A 15025-nucleotide genomic window follows, 5' to 3' on the forward strand; every position below is an offset into this window, starting at 1 on the left:
GGATTCCCTTCAGGAACGGTGGACGAGGATGTCGCCGACGGAGGTACCGGCGTGGACTTCGACCTTGTCGGTCGTTTCGCCGGGCGCGGTGGCGGCGGTCATGTCGTTGACGACGCGGCCGAAGCCGGTGTTCACGTCGAGCCAGGCGGCGCTGCCCTCGCGGATGCCGATCTCGACGTCCCCCAGCGACGTTTCGAGCGTGAGCGTGCCCCTGGCCGCGTCGAGCACGCGGACGGAACCGTTGGCGGTCTTGGCTTCGACGCCGCTTTCGGCCTTGTCGACGGTGATGTCGCCGTTGGCCGAGCGGAGGCGGATCGAGCCGGTGGCGGCCCCGATGGTGGTGGGCCCGTTGGAGTTCTTGACCACCGCGGTGCCCTCGATCGCGCCGACGTGCACGCGGCCGGAGCTCGTGATGATGTCGGCGTTGCCGTCGGCGTGCTCGACGACGATGTTCCCGGACGCGGTGTGCAGTTTCAGCTCACCGGCCCGGTCCAGCCGGATGTGCCCGGTGCCGGATTTGTAGCGGCAGGCGCCGATCCGCCCGGTCGCGGTCAGGTCGCCGAGCCCGGTGCTCCCCTGCACCCGGGAGCCGGCGGGCAATTCGATGGTCACGTCGATCGACCTCGTCCGCCTGGAGAAGTCGAGCAGCCGCATCTTCGGCGCGCGGACGGTCAAGGTGCCGCCGGAGAATTCGACGACGGTGCGCTTCGCGGCGTCGACGTCGGAGTCGTTGTCCTTGTCGAGCGGGGCGACCTCGACGACCGTGTCGGTGCGGTCTCCGGCGATGATCCGGACGTTGCCGACGACCGGATCGAGGTCCGCGAGAATGGGTTCCGGGGTGGCGAAAGAAGGCATGGTTGTCCCCTCAGAGGTGGTGTGTTCGGTGTTTGTGCTGGTCTAGGAGATCTAGCTGACCCAGCCGGTGTAGCGCTGGACGCCGCGGTGGCCGCCCGTCGGCGCGGGCGGCGTGGCCCGCTCCGCCGGATGCAACGCCGCGGACGCGGCTCGCACGAGCCAAGCGTTGACCGAACGGCCTTGCGCGGCCGCGGCTTCCTCCACGCGGGTCTTGAGGTTTTCCGGGAGCCGGAAGTTGATCCGGGCCGTGGCACCTTCCTCGTCTGGCACCGGCGGCTCCGGTGCGGCAGGCGGGGCGGGCGCCGCGGGGGCGGCCTGGTCGACCGCGGGAAGCGTGACGGCGAAGCTGGCTTCCCCGGCACGCAGCCGGACCTCGACCGAACCCGGCGCGAGGTCACGGGTGATCTCGTCCGACGCGGCGGACAACGCGTCCAGCAGCGCGAGACGAATGGCCGACGCGAGCGGCGCGGTCAGGCGTTCGGCGAGCGCGCTCGCCTCGGCTCCCCCCGCCTCGGCGGCGACGGCGAGTTCCCGGCGAACGTTGTCCACAAAGGGCGTCAAATCCATGATGCCATCATGGCACCATGGTGGCGCCAGCGCAAGGCCAAGTTGGCACCAAGTGGCGCCAAAGTGGCGTCAACGCAGGTCAAGGCCGGTTTTGCCCCTTCGTCCAGTCTCGGCTGGCGGGGAAAGCAGGACACGGCGGAACGCGTTGCCGGGGTTGTTCACGGCGGGCGAGAATCGCCACGAGCCGCGCGGAAAGGAAGCGGCCCGCCGTCGAGTGTGGGGGTCACCCGAGGCGGGCCGCTACCCGGTTCCCACCGTACAAGAGGTCCGCTCGCGTATGCGGGCAACGCTTTTTGTCCTTGCGGCCCTTGACAAATCGAAGATCCACAGTGGACGGAAGACGGACACATGCGAGCAGTTCGGGTGAGTGTCTGCGCCCTGGACCCCATCACGAAGGCCGGCCTGGTCGATCTCCTCGGGACACGCGCGTCCGTGGTGGTGGCCGACGGCCGGGCACGGGCCGAAACCGATGTCGTCGTCGCCGCTTTCGACCGGCTTTCGGCCGACGCGGTGACCGCGTTGCGTGCCGTCGCCGCCGAACTCGGCAAGCCGATCGTGCTGGTGACCGACCGGATCGAGGAGGGCGGCCTCACGGCGGCGGTGATGTGCAAGGTGGTCGCGATCCTGCCAAGGTCGGCGATGACCGACTCCCGGGTGGCCGACAGCGTCCGTGCCGCCGCGTCGCGCGCCGTGGATCCACCGCGGGATCTCCTCGGCAGGCTGGCCGACCACGCCGAGCGGCTCCACCGGGAGATGCTCGCGCCGAACGGTCCGGCGGGCGCCGCGCTCTCCTCGCGGGAGATCGACGTCCTCCGCCTGATGGCCGACGGGTTCGACACCCAGGAGATCGCGGCCGAACTCGCCTATTCGGAACGAACGGTGAAGAACGTCATCTACGCGGTCACCGACCGGCTGAGGCTGCGGAACCGATCGCACGCGGTGGCCTACGCGATCCGGGAAGGGGTCATCTGAAAGCGCTCAAATGAGACCTTCGCGGAGCGCGTACGCCACGACGTGGGTGCGGTTGCGCAGATTGAACCGGCTGAGCAGGCCGTGCAGGATGTTCTTCACCGTCCGGTCGGAGTAGGCCACCCGCCGGGCGATCTCGCCGGTGTCGAATCCCTCCGCCAGCAAGCGGAGCACCTCGGTCTCGCGGGGCGACAGACCGCTGAGCGTGAGCTCGCGCGGCTTGAGGACTTCCTTGTGCAGCCGCGAAATCCCGTGCAGGAGACTGCCGAGCTGATCGGCGGGCAGATCGCCCCGGCCGGCGTGGGCATCGGCGACCGCGCGCAGCAACCGGCCCGGCGTCGCCTCGGAACGCGCGACGACGACGGCGAGCCCGCGCTCCACCGCGGCCCACAGCTCGGCCTGGTTGGGGTGATCGGCCACCAGCACCAGCCGCGCCGATCCGGCCGGGATGCGCCGCGGGGCGTCGCCCGCGACCGCGACGAGGACGTCGGCCTTCGCCGGGTCGTCGCGCAAGGTGATGCCGGGGCCGCCGCCGAGCGCGCTGCGCAACCCCGCCAGGACGAGCGGATCACCGGCGTGCACGGCGACCCGGATCTCCCGCCGCTCCCCGCCCCGGACGACCGGGCGGACGGGCGTCGTCATGATCGTCGACATGCCTTCCAGGTAACCGGGCCCGGAGAAGGCGGGACAAGCGGAAGCAGGGGGCAGCTTTCCGTCAGCGCAAGCCTGCCGGTTGAATGGACCGCGGTGGAGGCGAACGAGACGCGGTCGGTGTTCGGCAAGCTCCTGCTCGAACACCGGCGGGCCGCGGGATGGACACAGGGGCGGCTGGCCGAGGCCTCCGGGATCAGTGTCCGCGCCCTGCGCGAACTGGAGCGCGGCCGCGCGCGGGCCGCCCAGCAACGCTCCGCCGAGGTGCTGGCCGACGCGCTCGGCCTGACCGGCGGTGACCGTGAATTCTTCCTGACCGTCGCGAAACAGGGGCGGCGCCGCAATCCGGCGCTGGCCGCCCAGGCTGCGGCGAGCTGCGCGCTGCCCGCGCCCACTGCGGACCTGTCCGGCCGCGAAAGCGAGCTGGAACAGCTTTCCGCGAAGGTCGCCGAGGGCGGTGGCGTGGTCGCGATCGTCGGGCAGGCCGGGGTCGGGAAGACCGCGCTCGCCGTGACCGCGGCGGATCTGTGGCGCGCGGAGTTCCCGGATGGGGGCTACGCGGTGGATCTGCGCGGGATGGACGAGGAACCGTTGAGCGCCCGGGCCGCGCTCGACCGGCTGCTGCGCGCGCTGGACGTCGCGCCGGGACAGGTGCCCGCCTCCGAAGCCGAACGGTCGGCGTTGCTGCGGATGCTGCTCGACGGACGGAAGGTCCTGCTGCTGCTCGACAACGCCGCGGACGAGGCGCAGATCCGCCCGCTGCTGGTCGCCGGGCCCGGCTCGCTCACCCTGATCACCTGCCGCCGCACGCTCGCCGGGCTGGAGGGCGCCCGTTGGCTGGGCCTCGAACCGCTGTCGGACGACGGCGCGACCGGCCTGCTCGCCAGGATCATCGGCACCGACCGGATCGACGCGGAGCCCGCCGCGGCCCGCGAGCTCGTCGAACTGTGCGGGTACCTGGCGCTCGCGGTCCGGATCGCGGGCAACCGGCTCGCCACCCGGCCGCGGTGGTCCCTCGCCCAGCTCGCCGACCGGCTGCGCGACGAAAGCACCCGGCTGCGGGCGCTCGCGGCGGGCGATCTGCAACTGCGCTCGGCCTTCGACCTGTCGTATCGCGCGGTCTCGGCCGAGGCACGACGGCTGTTCCGCCTGCTGGCGACCGTCCCCGGCGCCGACTTCGGCCTGGAGCTGGCGATCGTCGTCTCCGGTGCGGCCCCCGCCGACGTCCGCGATCATCTGGACGAACTCGTCGACGCCAGCCTCCTTCAGACGACGGCGGAGCCGGAGCGCCATCAGTTCCACGACCTGATCCGCCTGTTCGCGGAGGAACGGTTCGAGGCGGAGGAGGACCCCGCCGCGCGCGACATCGTGCTCGCCCATCTGCTCGGCAAGGCGGCCGAAGCGGCCAGGTTGTTCTATCCCAAGGCATCCGAGACCGGCCGGTTCGGCTCGCGGGACGAGGCCGCCCGCTGGCTGGACGTCGAAGGCGGGAACTGGGTCGCCGCGCACCGGCTGGGGGCGCGGCGGGGGCGGCATCAGGAGGTCCGCGACCTCGCGATCGCGCTGCACTGGTACTCAGACGGTCGGAGCGCCCAGCAGCCGTGGTGGGAGATCTTCTCGCTCGGCGCGGCCGCGGCGAGCGAGCTCGGCGACGCCGCGGCCGAGGTGAAACTGCTCAACTTCGTCGGCTGGGCCGCCAGTATCTGTCTCGGTGACGACAAGGAGGCCGTGGCGCGGCATCGCCGCGCGCTGGACATCGCCGTCCGGATCGGCGACCAGGTCGAGCAGACCTGGGCGTGCATCTACCTCGGCCAGGTGCTGCGCCTGACCGGGCAGGGCGACGAAGCGTTCGAGTTCGCGAAGCGCGGGTACGAGCTGGCGTACGAACTGCCGTTCTGGGACGGGCAGACCACCGCGCGGAACATGTACGGGCGCGCGCTGCTCAACGCCGGGCGGCATACCGAGGCGCTCGCCGTGCACCGGGCCGTGCTCTCCGACGCCGAACGGCTGGCGGGCGACACGTACCCCGATTTCCATCGGCTGCTGAAGACCCTGACCGTGCGCGCCATCGGCGACGTCGTCGGCGATCTCGCCGAATGGCGGGAGGCGGCGATCCAGTACCGCGCCAGCCGGTGGCTCGCGTGGGAAGGCGGTTTCGGTGGCCTGGAAGTGGTCAGCGCGATCCGGGAAGGACACGCCTGGCGGGAGGCAGGCGCCTTCGACGAGGCGAGGGAATGCCTGACGCTGGCCGTGGAACTCTCCCCCGGACCGTCGTTCGCCGCGTGGCGGGAACAGGCTTCGGCCGAATTGGCGCTGCTACCCTTCGGGCCGACGGAGCGGGAGGGCCGATGACCAACGCGGACGGGCAGAGCCCGCGGGAGCGCTATCGCGACCAGGTGCGCGCGGAGATCAAGCAGCACGCGTGGGAGCAGATCGCCACCGCCGGGGTGCCCGCGCTGTCGCTCAACGCGATCGCCAAACAGGTGGGGATGAGCGGTCCCGCCCTGTACCGGTATTTCGCCAGCCGCGACGACCTCGTCACCGCGCTCATCCGCGACGCGTACCGGAGCCTCGCCGACACCGTCCGGGCGGCGTTCGACGGCGGTGCCGATCTGGCCGGGCTCGCCGTCACCATCCGGGACTGGGCCCGGAGCGACCCGCAACGCTACTTCCTCATCTACGGCACGCCCGTCCCCGGCTACCACGCGCCCGACGACACCACCGCCATTTCGAGCGAGGTCATGGCCGTGCTGCTGGAAGCGTGCCGCGCGATCCCCGTGGAGGGCCCGGAAACCCCGTTCGACGAACATCTGGACAGTCACCGCGACTGGGCGGGCGACGATCCGGCCCCGTCCGCGACCCTCCGTCGCGCGCTCGCCTTCTGGACCCGTCTGCACGGCGTGCTCTCGCTCGAACTCGCCGGCCATTTCACCGGCATGAAATTCGACCCCGATCTGTTGATCTCGGACGAACTGGACGACCTCACGAACCGGTGACCGGCCGATCGCCGTCGCGGTGAACCTTTCCCGCCTCTCGGGCGTCTTGCCCAGTGACGTTGCCACGATTGACATGCAACGTTGTAACGTTATAGCTTCTAAGTACCGCAAGAGCTACTAACATCGTTATCCGGGCGCTTCGGGGGGACTTCGATCATGATTCACGGGGAGAAGATCAACAGGAGGACCGAGCGCGTCAGAGTCGCCGTGCACGCCCCGGATCTGCTGGCCGGGCTGGGCACGACGAGCATCCTCGGCGCCGACGAGCGGCTGGACGTGCTGCCCGACACCGACCTCGGGGCCGCCGAGGTCGTCGTGACCGTCGGCGACTCGATCGGCGACGGGGTTTTCGCCTTCCTGCGCCAGGTTCGCGCCGCGTCGACCCTCCCGGCACCACCGAGATGCGTGATCGTCACCGACCACTTCCCGGTCCAGGTCCTGATGACGGCCATCGAATGCGGCATGGCCGCCCTGCTGCCGCGACGCGACCTCGACAGCGAACATCTCGTGCGGACGATCCTCGCGGTCAGCCAGGGCGCGGGCGCGTTGCCGCCGCGGCTGCAGGGCAGTCTGCTCTCCCAGCTCGAACGGATACAGGAGGACCTGCTGGTCCCCAACGGCCTCGCGTTGTCCGGGCTGTCCGACCGGGAACGTGAGGTGCTCCGCCTGCTGGCCGACGGCCATGGCACGGAGGAGATCGCGGCGAAACTCGCCTATTCGGAGAGCACGGTGAAAAACGTCCTCCACCGGGTGATGTCGCGATACGGCCTGCACAACCGCACGCATGCCGTCGCCTTCGCGTTGCGTACCGGCTCGATCTGACGAAGCGTCCGAAGTGGACGCATTTTCCCGCCCCCTTCAACTTATAGCGGACATGGGGGCTTGCGGCAAGGCCCCGGTCATCCCCCAGAATTGCCCGCCGAAGGCCGGAAACAGCGGGAAAAGGGGAGTCGCGAAATGCGTTTTTTGCTTACGTCATGGGGGTCGCGCGGGGATGTCGAACCCTTGCTGGGGCTCGCGATCGCCTTGCGGGAACTCGGCGAGGAGGCGACGGTGTGCGCGCCCCCGGACGAGGAATTCGTGAAACTGCTGGAACAGGTCGATGTTCCTTGGGTGCCGCTCGGCCCGACGGTGCACTCGGTGGTCGCCGGACCGAAACCGCCGACGGGGGAAGACGCGCTGAAGCTCGCCCCGGCGCTGGTGGCCGCCCGGTTCGAAACGCTTTCCGCCGCGGCGGAAGGAGGGTGCGACGCGATCCTCGCGACCGGCCTGCTGCCCGCCGGCGCGCGGGACGTCGCCGAGAAACTCGGGATTCCCTACGTGTACGCGTGTTTTCACACCTTCGGGCTGCCGTCGCGGCATTTCGCCCCGGGGGTGCGGCCGGGCACGCCGTCGCCGGAGGGCGAGACCGACAACCGGGTGCTGTGGCGGCAGGACGCCGAACGTGTCAACGCCCTGTACGGCGGGGCGCTCAACCGTCACCGGGCGGCGATCGGGCTGCCGCCGGTGGACAACGTCCGCGATCATGTCTTCACCGGCTCGCCGTGGCTGGCGGCGGACCCGGTGCTGTGCCCGTCGGAGGGGATGACGGATCTCGATCTCGTCCCGACGGGAGCGTGGATCCGGCGCGACGACCGGCCGCTCCCGGCCGAACTCGAGGAATTCCTCGAGTTCGGTGAGCCGCCGGTGTACGTGGGCTTCGGCAGCATGGCCGCGTACGCGCCGAAGGACATCGCCCGGGTGGCCATCGAGTCCGCTCGCGCCTTGGGCCGTCGGATCCTGCTCGCCCGTGGCTGGGCGGGTCTGTCGTCGATCGACGACGCCGACGACTGTTTCGTCGTCGGCGAGGTCAACCAGCAGGCGCTCTTCCGCCGGGTGGCCGCCGTCGTGCACCACGGTGGCGCGGGCACCACGACGACGGCCTCCCGGGCGGGCGCGCCCCAGGTGGTCGTCCCCCGGATCGCGGACCAGCCGTTCTGGGCCGGACGGGTGGCGGAGCTGGGAATCGGTGTGGCACACCAGGATCCGCTGCCGACCGTCGAATCCCTGACCGCCGCGCTCACCACGGCCCTCTCCCCCGGGACCGGCGCGCGGGCGAAGGCCGTGGCGGACACGATCCGGACCGACGGGGCGACGGTGGCCGCGAAACTGCTCGTGAGTGTCAAGAACGGTTAGAACCGTCTTTACCGCTCACGAGGCTTTGAAGCACTCCTCGCACCACTGACGGAAGGTGGTCGGCGTGGTGGCCTCCGGGGTCCGCGGCTCGGCGTTGTCGATACCCGCCTCCTTCGCGGCCATCATGTCGACCATGCCCTGGGCCATCGCCTCGGACCAGCCGTGTTCGAGCTGCGTCGCGCGGAAGGCGTCCATGGAGACCCGCTGATAGCGGACCGGCCGTCCGAGAACTTCCGACATGATCTCCGCGAGATCGTTCTGGGACAGGTCTTCCGGGCCCAGGACCGGAACGTCGGCGACACCCTGCCACGACCGGTCGAGCAGCCATTTCGCCGCCACGTCGGCGATGTCGCGGGTGGCGCAGGTCGGCGCCTTGAGGTCGCCGGGAAGCGGACCGAAGAAGACACCGTCTCCGCCGATCGATCCGGCCTGCCAGCGGGCCGCCCCGACCCCCGGCTGCGGCTGGCGCTCAAGGCCGACCACGACGCCGGCTTGCTGCCGAAGATCATCGAGGCCTACGAGGCCGAAGAAGGTGCCCTGCCGATCGAACTGGTCCTCGGCGGCCGGGGCGAACAACCGTCGCAACTGCGTGACGGGCGGGCGGACGTGGCGCTCGTGCCGTCCCCGTTCGACGCGCACCGGCTGGACTTCGAGCCGCTGCTGACCGAACCCCGGCTCGTGGCGCTGGCGGCGAACGATCCGCTGGCGGCCAGGTCGCGGCTGAGCCTGGCGGATCTCGAAGGCCGGCTCCTCCCCGACGGCGCGCCCGCCGGCCAGGGTCCTTCGGCCGGTCCGCCCGCCACCGCGGCACCCCACGGTCCCGTCTCGGATCTGACGCAGATCTTCAAACTGGTCGAACTCGGGGTCATCGTCTGCTTCTTGCCGGTCTCGGTGGCGGATCGCTACCGCCGGGCGGGCATCACGTACCTGCCCGTCGACGATCTGGAGCCCACGACCCTCGCCGTGCTGTGGCCGCGGGACTCCCGCTCACCGGCCGTCGCCGCCTTCGTCCGCGCGGCCACCACGGTGGCGACGACCGCGTACGCCCTCGGTCACCGCAGCTGAACGCGGCCCAGCAACCGATCGACCAGTTCGGGCAGCGGCTGCTCCTCGGGGCCTTCCAGCCACAACACGTTCCCCGTCCGGAGCGTGGCGAGGAAGGTCGCCGCGGTGAGCCTGGCCAGCTCCTGATCGAGGCCGTGCCCCCTGGCGAGCAGCACCGCGATGAGATCGCGTTCGAGGGCGAACTGGTCGCCCGCCTGCCGCGCGAGCAGCGACGGATGCCGCCGCAGCAACCGCAGCTGCGCCACCCACTCGCGGTCGGGGACGGGATGCGCCCGGTACAGCTCACGGCACGCCGCGCGCAGCGCCTGCCAGGGCTTTTCGCCGGGCGGCCTGCCTTCGACCAGCGACACCAGCAGCCCGGTGCGCTCGCGGTCGGCGTGCAGGATCGCGTCCTCTTTGTTCGCGAAGTAGTTCGAGAAGGTCCGGCGGGACACGCCCACCGCGTCGGCGATGTCCTCGACGGTCACACCGTCGAGACCGTGCTCCATCGCCAGCCGGAGCGCGGCCTCGTGCAGTGATTGCCGCGTCGCCGCCTTCTTGCGGGTGCGGAGCGTGTCGAGGGTGTCCACCAGGACAGCGTAGCGACGGGAATAAAGTTCCCACTGTGCAAGTTTGCACAATGAGCAACAAAGTCGCTCGAAAGGATGCCATGAAGACCGAGGCACCGTCAGAGGCGATGGGACACCGCCAGGTGCTCGAATCGCTGTCCGGTCTGCTGCTCGCGCTGCTCGTGGCGATGATCAGCTCGACGGTCGTGTCGACCGCCCTGCCCTTGATCATCGGTTCGCTGAACGGCACGCAGACGCAGTACACGTGGGTGGTCACCGCCACCCTGCTGGCGGCGACGGCCACCACGCCGATCTGGGGCAAACTCGCCGACCTGTTCAACAAGAAGACGCTGGTGCAGATCGCGATCGTGATCTTCGTGATCGGCTCGACGATCAGCGGGTTCAGCCAGAACACCGGACAGCTGATCGCCGCCCGCGCGTTCCAGGGCATCGGCGTCGGCGGCCTGCAGGCCTTGGTCCAGGTCGTGATCGCGGCGATCATCCCGCCGCGTGAACGCGGCCGCTACAACGGTTACCTCGGCGCGGTCATGGCGGTCGCCACGGTCGGCGGACCGCTGCTCGGCGGCCTGATCGTGGACGTGCCGTGGCTCGGCTGGCGCTGGTGCTTCTTCGTCGGTGTGCCGATCGCGGTGGCGGCGTTCATCGTGCTGCAGCGGACCCTGAAGCTGGAGACCGTGCGCCGCGAGAACGTCCAGGTCGACTACCTCGGCGCCGGGCTCATCGCCGCGGGCGTGAGTGTGCTGCTGATCTGGGTCTCGTTCGTGGGCAACGGCTTCGGCTGGCTGTCCTGGCAGACGGCCGTCATGGTGGCGGGCGGCGTCGTGCTCCTCGTCCTCGCCGTGCTGGTGGAACGGAAGGTCCGCGAACCCGTCGTCCCGCTGCACATCATCACCCAGCGCACCCCGGCGCTGGCGATCGTCGCGAGCCTCGCGGTCGGGATGGCGATGTTCGGCGGCGCGGTGTTCCTCGGCCAGTACTTCCAGGTCGGCCGCGGCTACTCCCCCACCGAAGCCGGTCTGCTGACCATTCCGCTGATGGGCGGTGTGCTCGTCTCCTCGACCGTGTCCGGACGCCTGATCAGCCGCACCGGACGGATGAAGCCGTACATCGTGGCCGGCACGATCACCCTGGTGATCGGCTTCCTCGGGCTGGGCACCGTCGACCACGCCTCACCGTTGTGGCTGGTGGGCATCGCGATGGCGGTGGTCGGCGTCGGTGTCGGCATGACGATGCAGAACCTCGTCCTCGCCGTGCAGAACACCGTGCCGCTGCGGGATCTGGGCGCGGCGAGCGCGTCGGTGACCTTCTTCCGGTCGCTCGGCGGCACCATCGGCGTCTCGGTGCTGGGCGCGGTGCTCGCGAACCGGGTCACCGCCGATCTGTCCGCCGCGCTGCACGTGCCGGCGGGTCAGGCGTCGACCGGCGGCGTCAGCGCGCTGAACCTCAAGGCGCTGCCGCCGGAGGTCCAGACGATCGTGCACACCGTGTACGGCGACGCGACCGCGCACATCTTCCTGATCTCCGCGGCGGTGGGCGTCGTCGGGGTGATCGCGGCACTGCTGCTCAAGCCGCTCACCCTGCGCACCACGCTCGACGTGGAGACGGAGCCGGAAGTCCCGGTCGCGCGATGAACGGGGCCTTCGAGTCCACTGTGGAGCGTTTCGGCCCGCCCCGGCACCACGCGGGGCGGGCCATCCTGGCCGGCGTCGACGGCTCCGACACGGCGATGCGGGCGGCCGCCTTCGCCTTCGGCATGGCCCGGCGCGAGGGCGGCAGGCTGATCGTCGCCTTCGTCTGCCGTCCGTCGCTCGGTCCCGCTGTCGCGGCGACGGTGGAACTCGACACCGCGGCGCGGCTCTACGAAGAGCTCCGCGAGCAGATCCGCGCGGCGGCCGAAGAGCTGGAAGTGCCGGTCAGTTTCCTGAAGACGTTCGGCGATCCGTACACCGCGCTCCGCGACACCGCCGACCGCAGCCAGGTCGACACCGTCGTGGTCGGCGCCTCACAGCAGGCCGGCCACCGGTTCGCGGGGTCGGTCGCGACCAAGCTCATCAGGACCGGGCACTGGCCGGTGCTGGTCGTTCCCTGACGACCGGCCGCCCAGGAAAGTCCGCCCACGCTCGCCGCGGCACGGTCGAGCGTGGAGGATTTGGGACGTCAGATGTCCCGAATCCTCCACACTCGAATCGCCTGGCCCGGGTGGGCCGATCAGCCGCGGCCGCAGAGCGCGTGGTCGATCACCGGCTCGATCGGATGCACCTCCGGCAGCGGGGCACCGGGGTTGTACGGCGTGAGCGTGTTCAGCGAGACCATCACGCTGCGCTTGCCGTCCTCGGTCACGCCGTTCCCCGTCAGATAGCCGGGCAGCGCGCCGCCGTGGCCCCAGTAAGCGCCGCAGGAGCTGGTCGTCTTCTGGAGGCCGAGCCCGTATTCGCCGAGCCCCGGCGCGGGCACGGTCTTCTTCATTTCGGCCAGCAGCGCGGGTTTGAGCACCTTGCCGCCCAGCAGCGCCCGCAGGAACTTGTTGCCGTCCTCGGTGGTGCTGTTGATCGAGCCGTCCGCTCCCCCGCCGATCGACGGATTCATCAGCGTCACGTCCACCCGCCGTCCGAGCTGCGGCGGGTTCGAGCCCTCGACGACGAACCGGTCGTAGCCCCGCGCGTGCGGCGCCGGGATGAACGGCGACGTGTGGGGCAAGGTGGTCTCGCGCAGGTCCAGCGGACGGACGATCCGGTCGATGATCGCCTGCCGCCAGTCCCGGCCGGTGACCTTCTCGGTCACCAGACCGGCGAGCACGTAGTTGGTGTTGGAGTAGCCCCAGCTCGTCCCCGGCGCGAACTCCGGCGGCTTGCCGACCGCCAGTTTCACCGCCTCGGACGCGCTGAGCTCGTCGAACCGGTGACGCAGGAAGCCCTTCTCGGTGAAGAGGTCGAGTTCCGCCATGTAGTCGTGCAGGCCGCTGGTGTGCTGCAGCAGCTGCCGGATGGTGATGGCCTTGCCGTCGTTGCCGTTCCCGCTCACCATCCCGGGCAGCCACCGGTCCACGGTGTCCTCCAGGGAAAGCCGTCCCTCACCGACGAGCTGGAGCATCGTCGCGGACAGGAAGGTCTTGCTGAAACTGGCGATCCGGAAGTGGCCGTTCCACGGCATCGGGGTCCTGGTCCGCAGATCGCCGTGACCGCTGCGCACCTTGACGCTTCCCTTGTCCGTGCTCACTTCCACCAGCGCACCCGGCGAACCGTTCGCCACCAGCGTGTCGGCGTCGCGTTGCAGGGTCCGGTGCAGCGGTGGCGCCGCGGACGCGACGGCCGGGGAAACGAGCGTTGCCGCGCAGAGTACGGCGATGACCACTGAAGTTCGTTTCATACCGGCAAAACTACGAAGCCGCGGGCGCACCGGGCATCGGCTTGGAGGACGATGTCGCCTCCCTCCCTGGTACTAATGGAGCACAGGGGATCCTCAGGGTTTGAGGTCCATCCGGAGGAAAACGGCGAGGCGGAGGAACTTCGGCGGCCTGGTCACGCCGTCGGGGAATTCGTCCGCCCCGACGAGCCTGGGGCCGACGAGATCCACTTCCCGCCCGTCGATCCGGAGCCGCGCTTCGCCCGCGGCCATGATGTTGCGCACCCAGTCCACCTCCGGGCCGTACACCGGCACGAACAGGTAGCCGCCGTCGACGGGATGCGCGTCGAGCGGCGTGTGGCGGGTCTTTCCCGAGGTGCGGCCGGTGTGGATCAGCACCGGGTACTTCCCGCCGGCGATCGCGCGGGGGTTGAAGACCCGTTTGTTGACGTGTCCCCACCATCTCGGCATCGGCATCGTGCTCTCCTTTCGGTGGCCTTACACCCGTAAGGCTGGCTTACAGCTGTAAGGTTGTCAACGTGCCGCCTCGCCGATCACTGACCAGGGAACGTGTGCTGGAAGCCGCGATCGAAGTCGCCGATCGCGGCGGCGTGGAGGCGATGACGATGCGCCGCGTCGCGCAGCACCTCGGCGTCGAGGCCATGTCGCTGTATCACCACGTGCCGAACAAGGACGCGATCCTCGACGGCGTCGTCGACGCGGTGTTCGCGGCGATCGAGCTGCCGGACACCGGATCCGGCGACTGGCGTGAGGCGATCCGCGTACGCGCTTCGTCCGCACGCGCGGTGCTGTCGCGGCACAGCTGGGCACTCGGTCTCGTGGACTCCCGCCGGAATCCCGGCCCGGCGACGTTGCGCCACCACGATGCCGTCTTGGGCGTGCTTCGGCGGGCCGGCTTCACGCTCCCGATGGCGGTGCACGCGGTCTCGCTCATCGACAGCTACATCGGCGGTTTCGTGTTGCAGGAGGCGAATCTCCCGGCGAGCGAGGAGGTCGCGGAGGTGGCGGACGACATCCTGGAGCACCTGCCGCCGGACGAATTCCCTTATCTGGCCGAGGTGATCACCGGCCACGCTCAGCAACCGGGCTACGACCACGCGAGCGAATTCGACTACGGCCTCGACCTCATCCTGGAAGGCCTCGAAGCCCGCCGGAAATGACTCAGCGGGTCAAGCCCGGCATCACGAGGGCCAGCCGCGCCACCGGCGGCAGCGGTGACGGCTCGGGCACGGCCCGGAAGGCCTGGATCGCGAGCGCGGCGAACCGCCGGGACGCCGCGACCTGCGCGGCGGCCGAAGCGGCCTGGATCCCGTTGTTGGCCATGAGCATGAGGATCAGATCGTCGAGGACGAAGTCGGGACGCAGTTTCCCGGTGTCCTTGGCCCGGCCCGCCAGCTCGGCGATCGCCTTGAGCGCGTAGTCGCGGTCCGCGGTGAAGTCCACCGCCTTCGGAAAGGCCGAGACGAAGGCGGCCGTGAAACCACGGTCGCGCGAGTGAAGCTCGCAGATCTTCTCGATCACGGAACAGAAGCCATGCCACGGATCGGGGTCGGCGAGCCCGTCGTCGACGACGGCGTGACAGGCGCGCATCTGATCGGCGAAGGCCTCCGTCGCCAGGATCTCCTTGGTCGGGAAATGGCGATACAGCGTGGCGGGGCCGACTCCGGCGCGGCGCGCGACTTCCCGCAGCGGCACGTTCAGCCCTTCGGTGGCGAACAGCGCGCGAGCCGCTTCGAGGATGCGTTCGCGGTTGTCCAGGGCGTCGGAGCGCGGGATCCGAGGCAAACGATCGGTCACCACTCTCACTTTAGCCAA

General features: G+C 70.1%; 17 protein-coding genes. 9 read left to right on the plus strand and 8 right to left on the minus strand.

Annotation, left to right across the window (positions count from 1 at the left end; genetic code table 11):
- Nucleotides 1-9: 9 nt before the first annotated feature.
- Nucleotides 10-855 carry a DUF4097 family beta strand repeat-containing protein gene (locus DMC61_RS10470; protein WP_125688801.1) on the minus strand — a complete coding sequence of 282 codons (846 nt, stop codon included), beginning with the start codon at nt 853-855 and terminating at the stop codon, nt 10-12.
- A gap of 51 nt (nt 856-906) precedes the next feature.
- A complete protein-coding gene (locus DMC61_RS10475; RefSeq protein ID WP_233594753.1) occupies nt 907-1422 on the minus strand; it encodes a toxin-antitoxin system HicB family antitoxin in 516 nt (171 codons plus the stop codon).
- 402 nt (nt 1423-1824) lie between these two features.
- Between DMC61_RS10475 and DMC61_RS10480 the strand changes: the two genes are divergently transcribed.
- On the plus strand, nt 1825-2394 hold the full coding sequence (locus DMC61_RS10480) for a LuxR C-terminal-related transcriptional regulator (RefSeq protein ID WP_125689408.1): 570 nt from the start codon (nt 1825-1827) through the stop codon (nt 2392-2394).
- A 6-nt stretch (nt 2395-2400) separates the two neighbouring features.
- Here DMC61_RS10480 and DMC61_RS10485 read toward each other — a convergent pair whose 3' ends face one another.
- Nucleotides 2401-3045 (minus strand): LuxR C-terminal-related transcriptional regulator, encoded by a 645-nt coding sequence (locus DMC61_RS10485; RefSeq protein WP_125688803.1) that lies wholly within the window; start codon nt 3043-3045, stop codon nt 2401-2403.
- A 93-nt stretch (nt 3046-3138) separates the two neighbouring features.
- On the opposite strand from DMC61_RS10485, the gene DMC61_RS10490 reads away from it, so the two are divergent.
- From DMC61_RS10490 to DMC61_RS10505, 4 genes are all read left to right on the plus strand, one after another.
- A complete protein-coding gene (locus tag DMC61_RS10490; protein ID WP_125688805.1) occupies nt 3139-5394 on the plus strand; it encodes a helix-turn-helix domain-containing protein in 2256 nt (751 codons plus the stop codon).
- Complete coding sequence (locus tag DMC61_RS10495) at nt 5391-6038, plus strand: TetR/AcrR family transcriptional regulator (RefSeq protein ID WP_125688807.1); 648 nt, start codon at nt 5391-5393, stop codon at nt 6036-6038. Before DMC61_RS10490 ends, DMC61_RS10495 begins: the two co-directional genes overlap by 4 nt.
- 156 nt (nt 6039-6194) lie before the next feature.
- Entirely contained in the window at nt 6195-6860 is a 666-nt protein-coding gene (locus DMC61_RS10500; RefSeq protein WP_125688809.1) for a response regulator transcription factor, read from the plus strand.
- Between the two features lie 135 nt (nt 6861-6995).
- Nucleotides 6996-8213 carry a glycosyltransferase gene (locus DMC61_RS10505; RefSeq protein WP_125688811.1) on the plus strand — a complete coding sequence of 406 codons (1218 nt, stop codon included), beginning with the start codon at nt 6996-6998 and terminating at the stop codon, nt 8211-8213.
- Between the two features lie 15 nt (nt 8214-8228).
- Here DMC61_RS10505 and DMC61_RS10510 read toward each other — a convergent pair whose 3' ends face one another.
- Nucleotides 8229-8696 carry a hypothetical protein gene (locus tag DMC61_RS10510; protein ID WP_233594754.1) on the minus strand — a complete coding sequence of 156 codons (468 nt, stop codon included), beginning with the start codon at nt 8694-8696 and terminating at the stop codon, nt 8229-8231.
- 9 nt (nt 8697-8705) lie between these two features.
- Here DMC61_RS10510 and DMC61_RS10515 point away from each other — a divergent pair, with 9 nt between their 5' ends.
- On the plus strand, nt 8706-9278 hold the full coding sequence (locus DMC61_RS10515; protein WP_233594755.1) for a LysR family substrate-binding domain-containing protein: 573 nt from the start codon (nt 8706-8708) through the stop codon (nt 9276-9278).
- Here the strand turns inward: DMC61_RS10515 and DMC61_RS10520 are convergent.
- A complete protein-coding gene (locus tag DMC61_RS10520; protein ID WP_072026315.1) occupies nt 9266-9847 on the minus strand; it encodes a TetR/AcrR family transcriptional regulator in 582 nt (193 codons plus the stop codon). The genes DMC61_RS10515 and DMC61_RS10520 overlap by 13 nt on opposite strands.
- 80 nt (nt 9848-9927) lie before the next feature.
- Between DMC61_RS10520 and DMC61_RS10525 the strand changes: the two genes are divergently transcribed.
- Nucleotides 9928-11478, plus strand: coding sequence for an MDR family MFS transporter (locus tag DMC61_RS10525; protein WP_125688813.1), 1551 nt, complete (start codon nt 9928-9930; stop codon nt 11476-11478).
- Nucleotides 11475-11936, plus strand: coding sequence for a universal stress protein (locus tag DMC61_RS10530; protein ID WP_125688815.1), 462 nt, complete (start codon nt 11475-11477; stop codon nt 11934-11936). The genes DMC61_RS10525 and DMC61_RS10530 overlap by 4 nt, the downstream gene beginning before the upstream one ends.
- Nucleotides 11937-12055: 119 nt before the next feature.
- On the opposite strand, the gene DMC61_RS10535 is transcribed toward DMC61_RS10530, so the two are convergent.
- Together DMC61_RS10535 and DMC61_RS10540 are read right to left on the minus strand one after the other, a co-directional pair.
- Nucleotides 12056-13213, minus strand: a complete 1158-nt coding sequence (locus DMC61_RS10535) for a serine hydrolase (protein ID WP_233594756.1) — start codon at nt 13211-13213, stop codon at nt 12056-12058.
- A gap of 93 nt (nt 13214-13306) precedes the next feature.
- On the minus strand, nt 13307-13666 hold the full coding sequence (locus DMC61_RS10540) for a nitroreductase family deazaflavin-dependent oxidoreductase (RefSeq protein ID WP_125688817.1): 360 nt from the start codon (nt 13664-13666) through the stop codon (nt 13307-13309).
- 62 nt (nt 13667-13728) lie between these two features.
- On the opposite strand from DMC61_RS10540, the gene DMC61_RS10545 reads away from it, so the two are divergent.
- Entirely contained in the window at nt 13729-14370 is a 642-nt protein-coding gene (locus DMC61_RS10545) for a TetR/AcrR family transcriptional regulator (protein ID WP_233594757.1), read from the plus strand.
- Between the two features lies 1 nt (nt 14371).
- On the opposite strand, the gene DMC61_RS10550 is transcribed toward DMC61_RS10545, so the two are convergent.
- A complete protein-coding gene (locus DMC61_RS10550; protein ID WP_016333381.1) occupies nt 14372-15007 on the minus strand; it encodes a TetR/AcrR family transcriptional regulator in 636 nt (211 codons plus the stop codon).
- Nucleotides 15008-15025 lie beyond the last annotated feature (18 nt).

Source organism: Amycolatopsis sp. WAC 04169, assembly GCF_003947535.1.
Taxonomy (GTDB): domain Bacteria; phylum Actinomycetota; class Actinomycetes; order Mycobacteriales; family Pseudonocardiaceae; genus Amycolatopsis; species Amycolatopsis keratiniphila.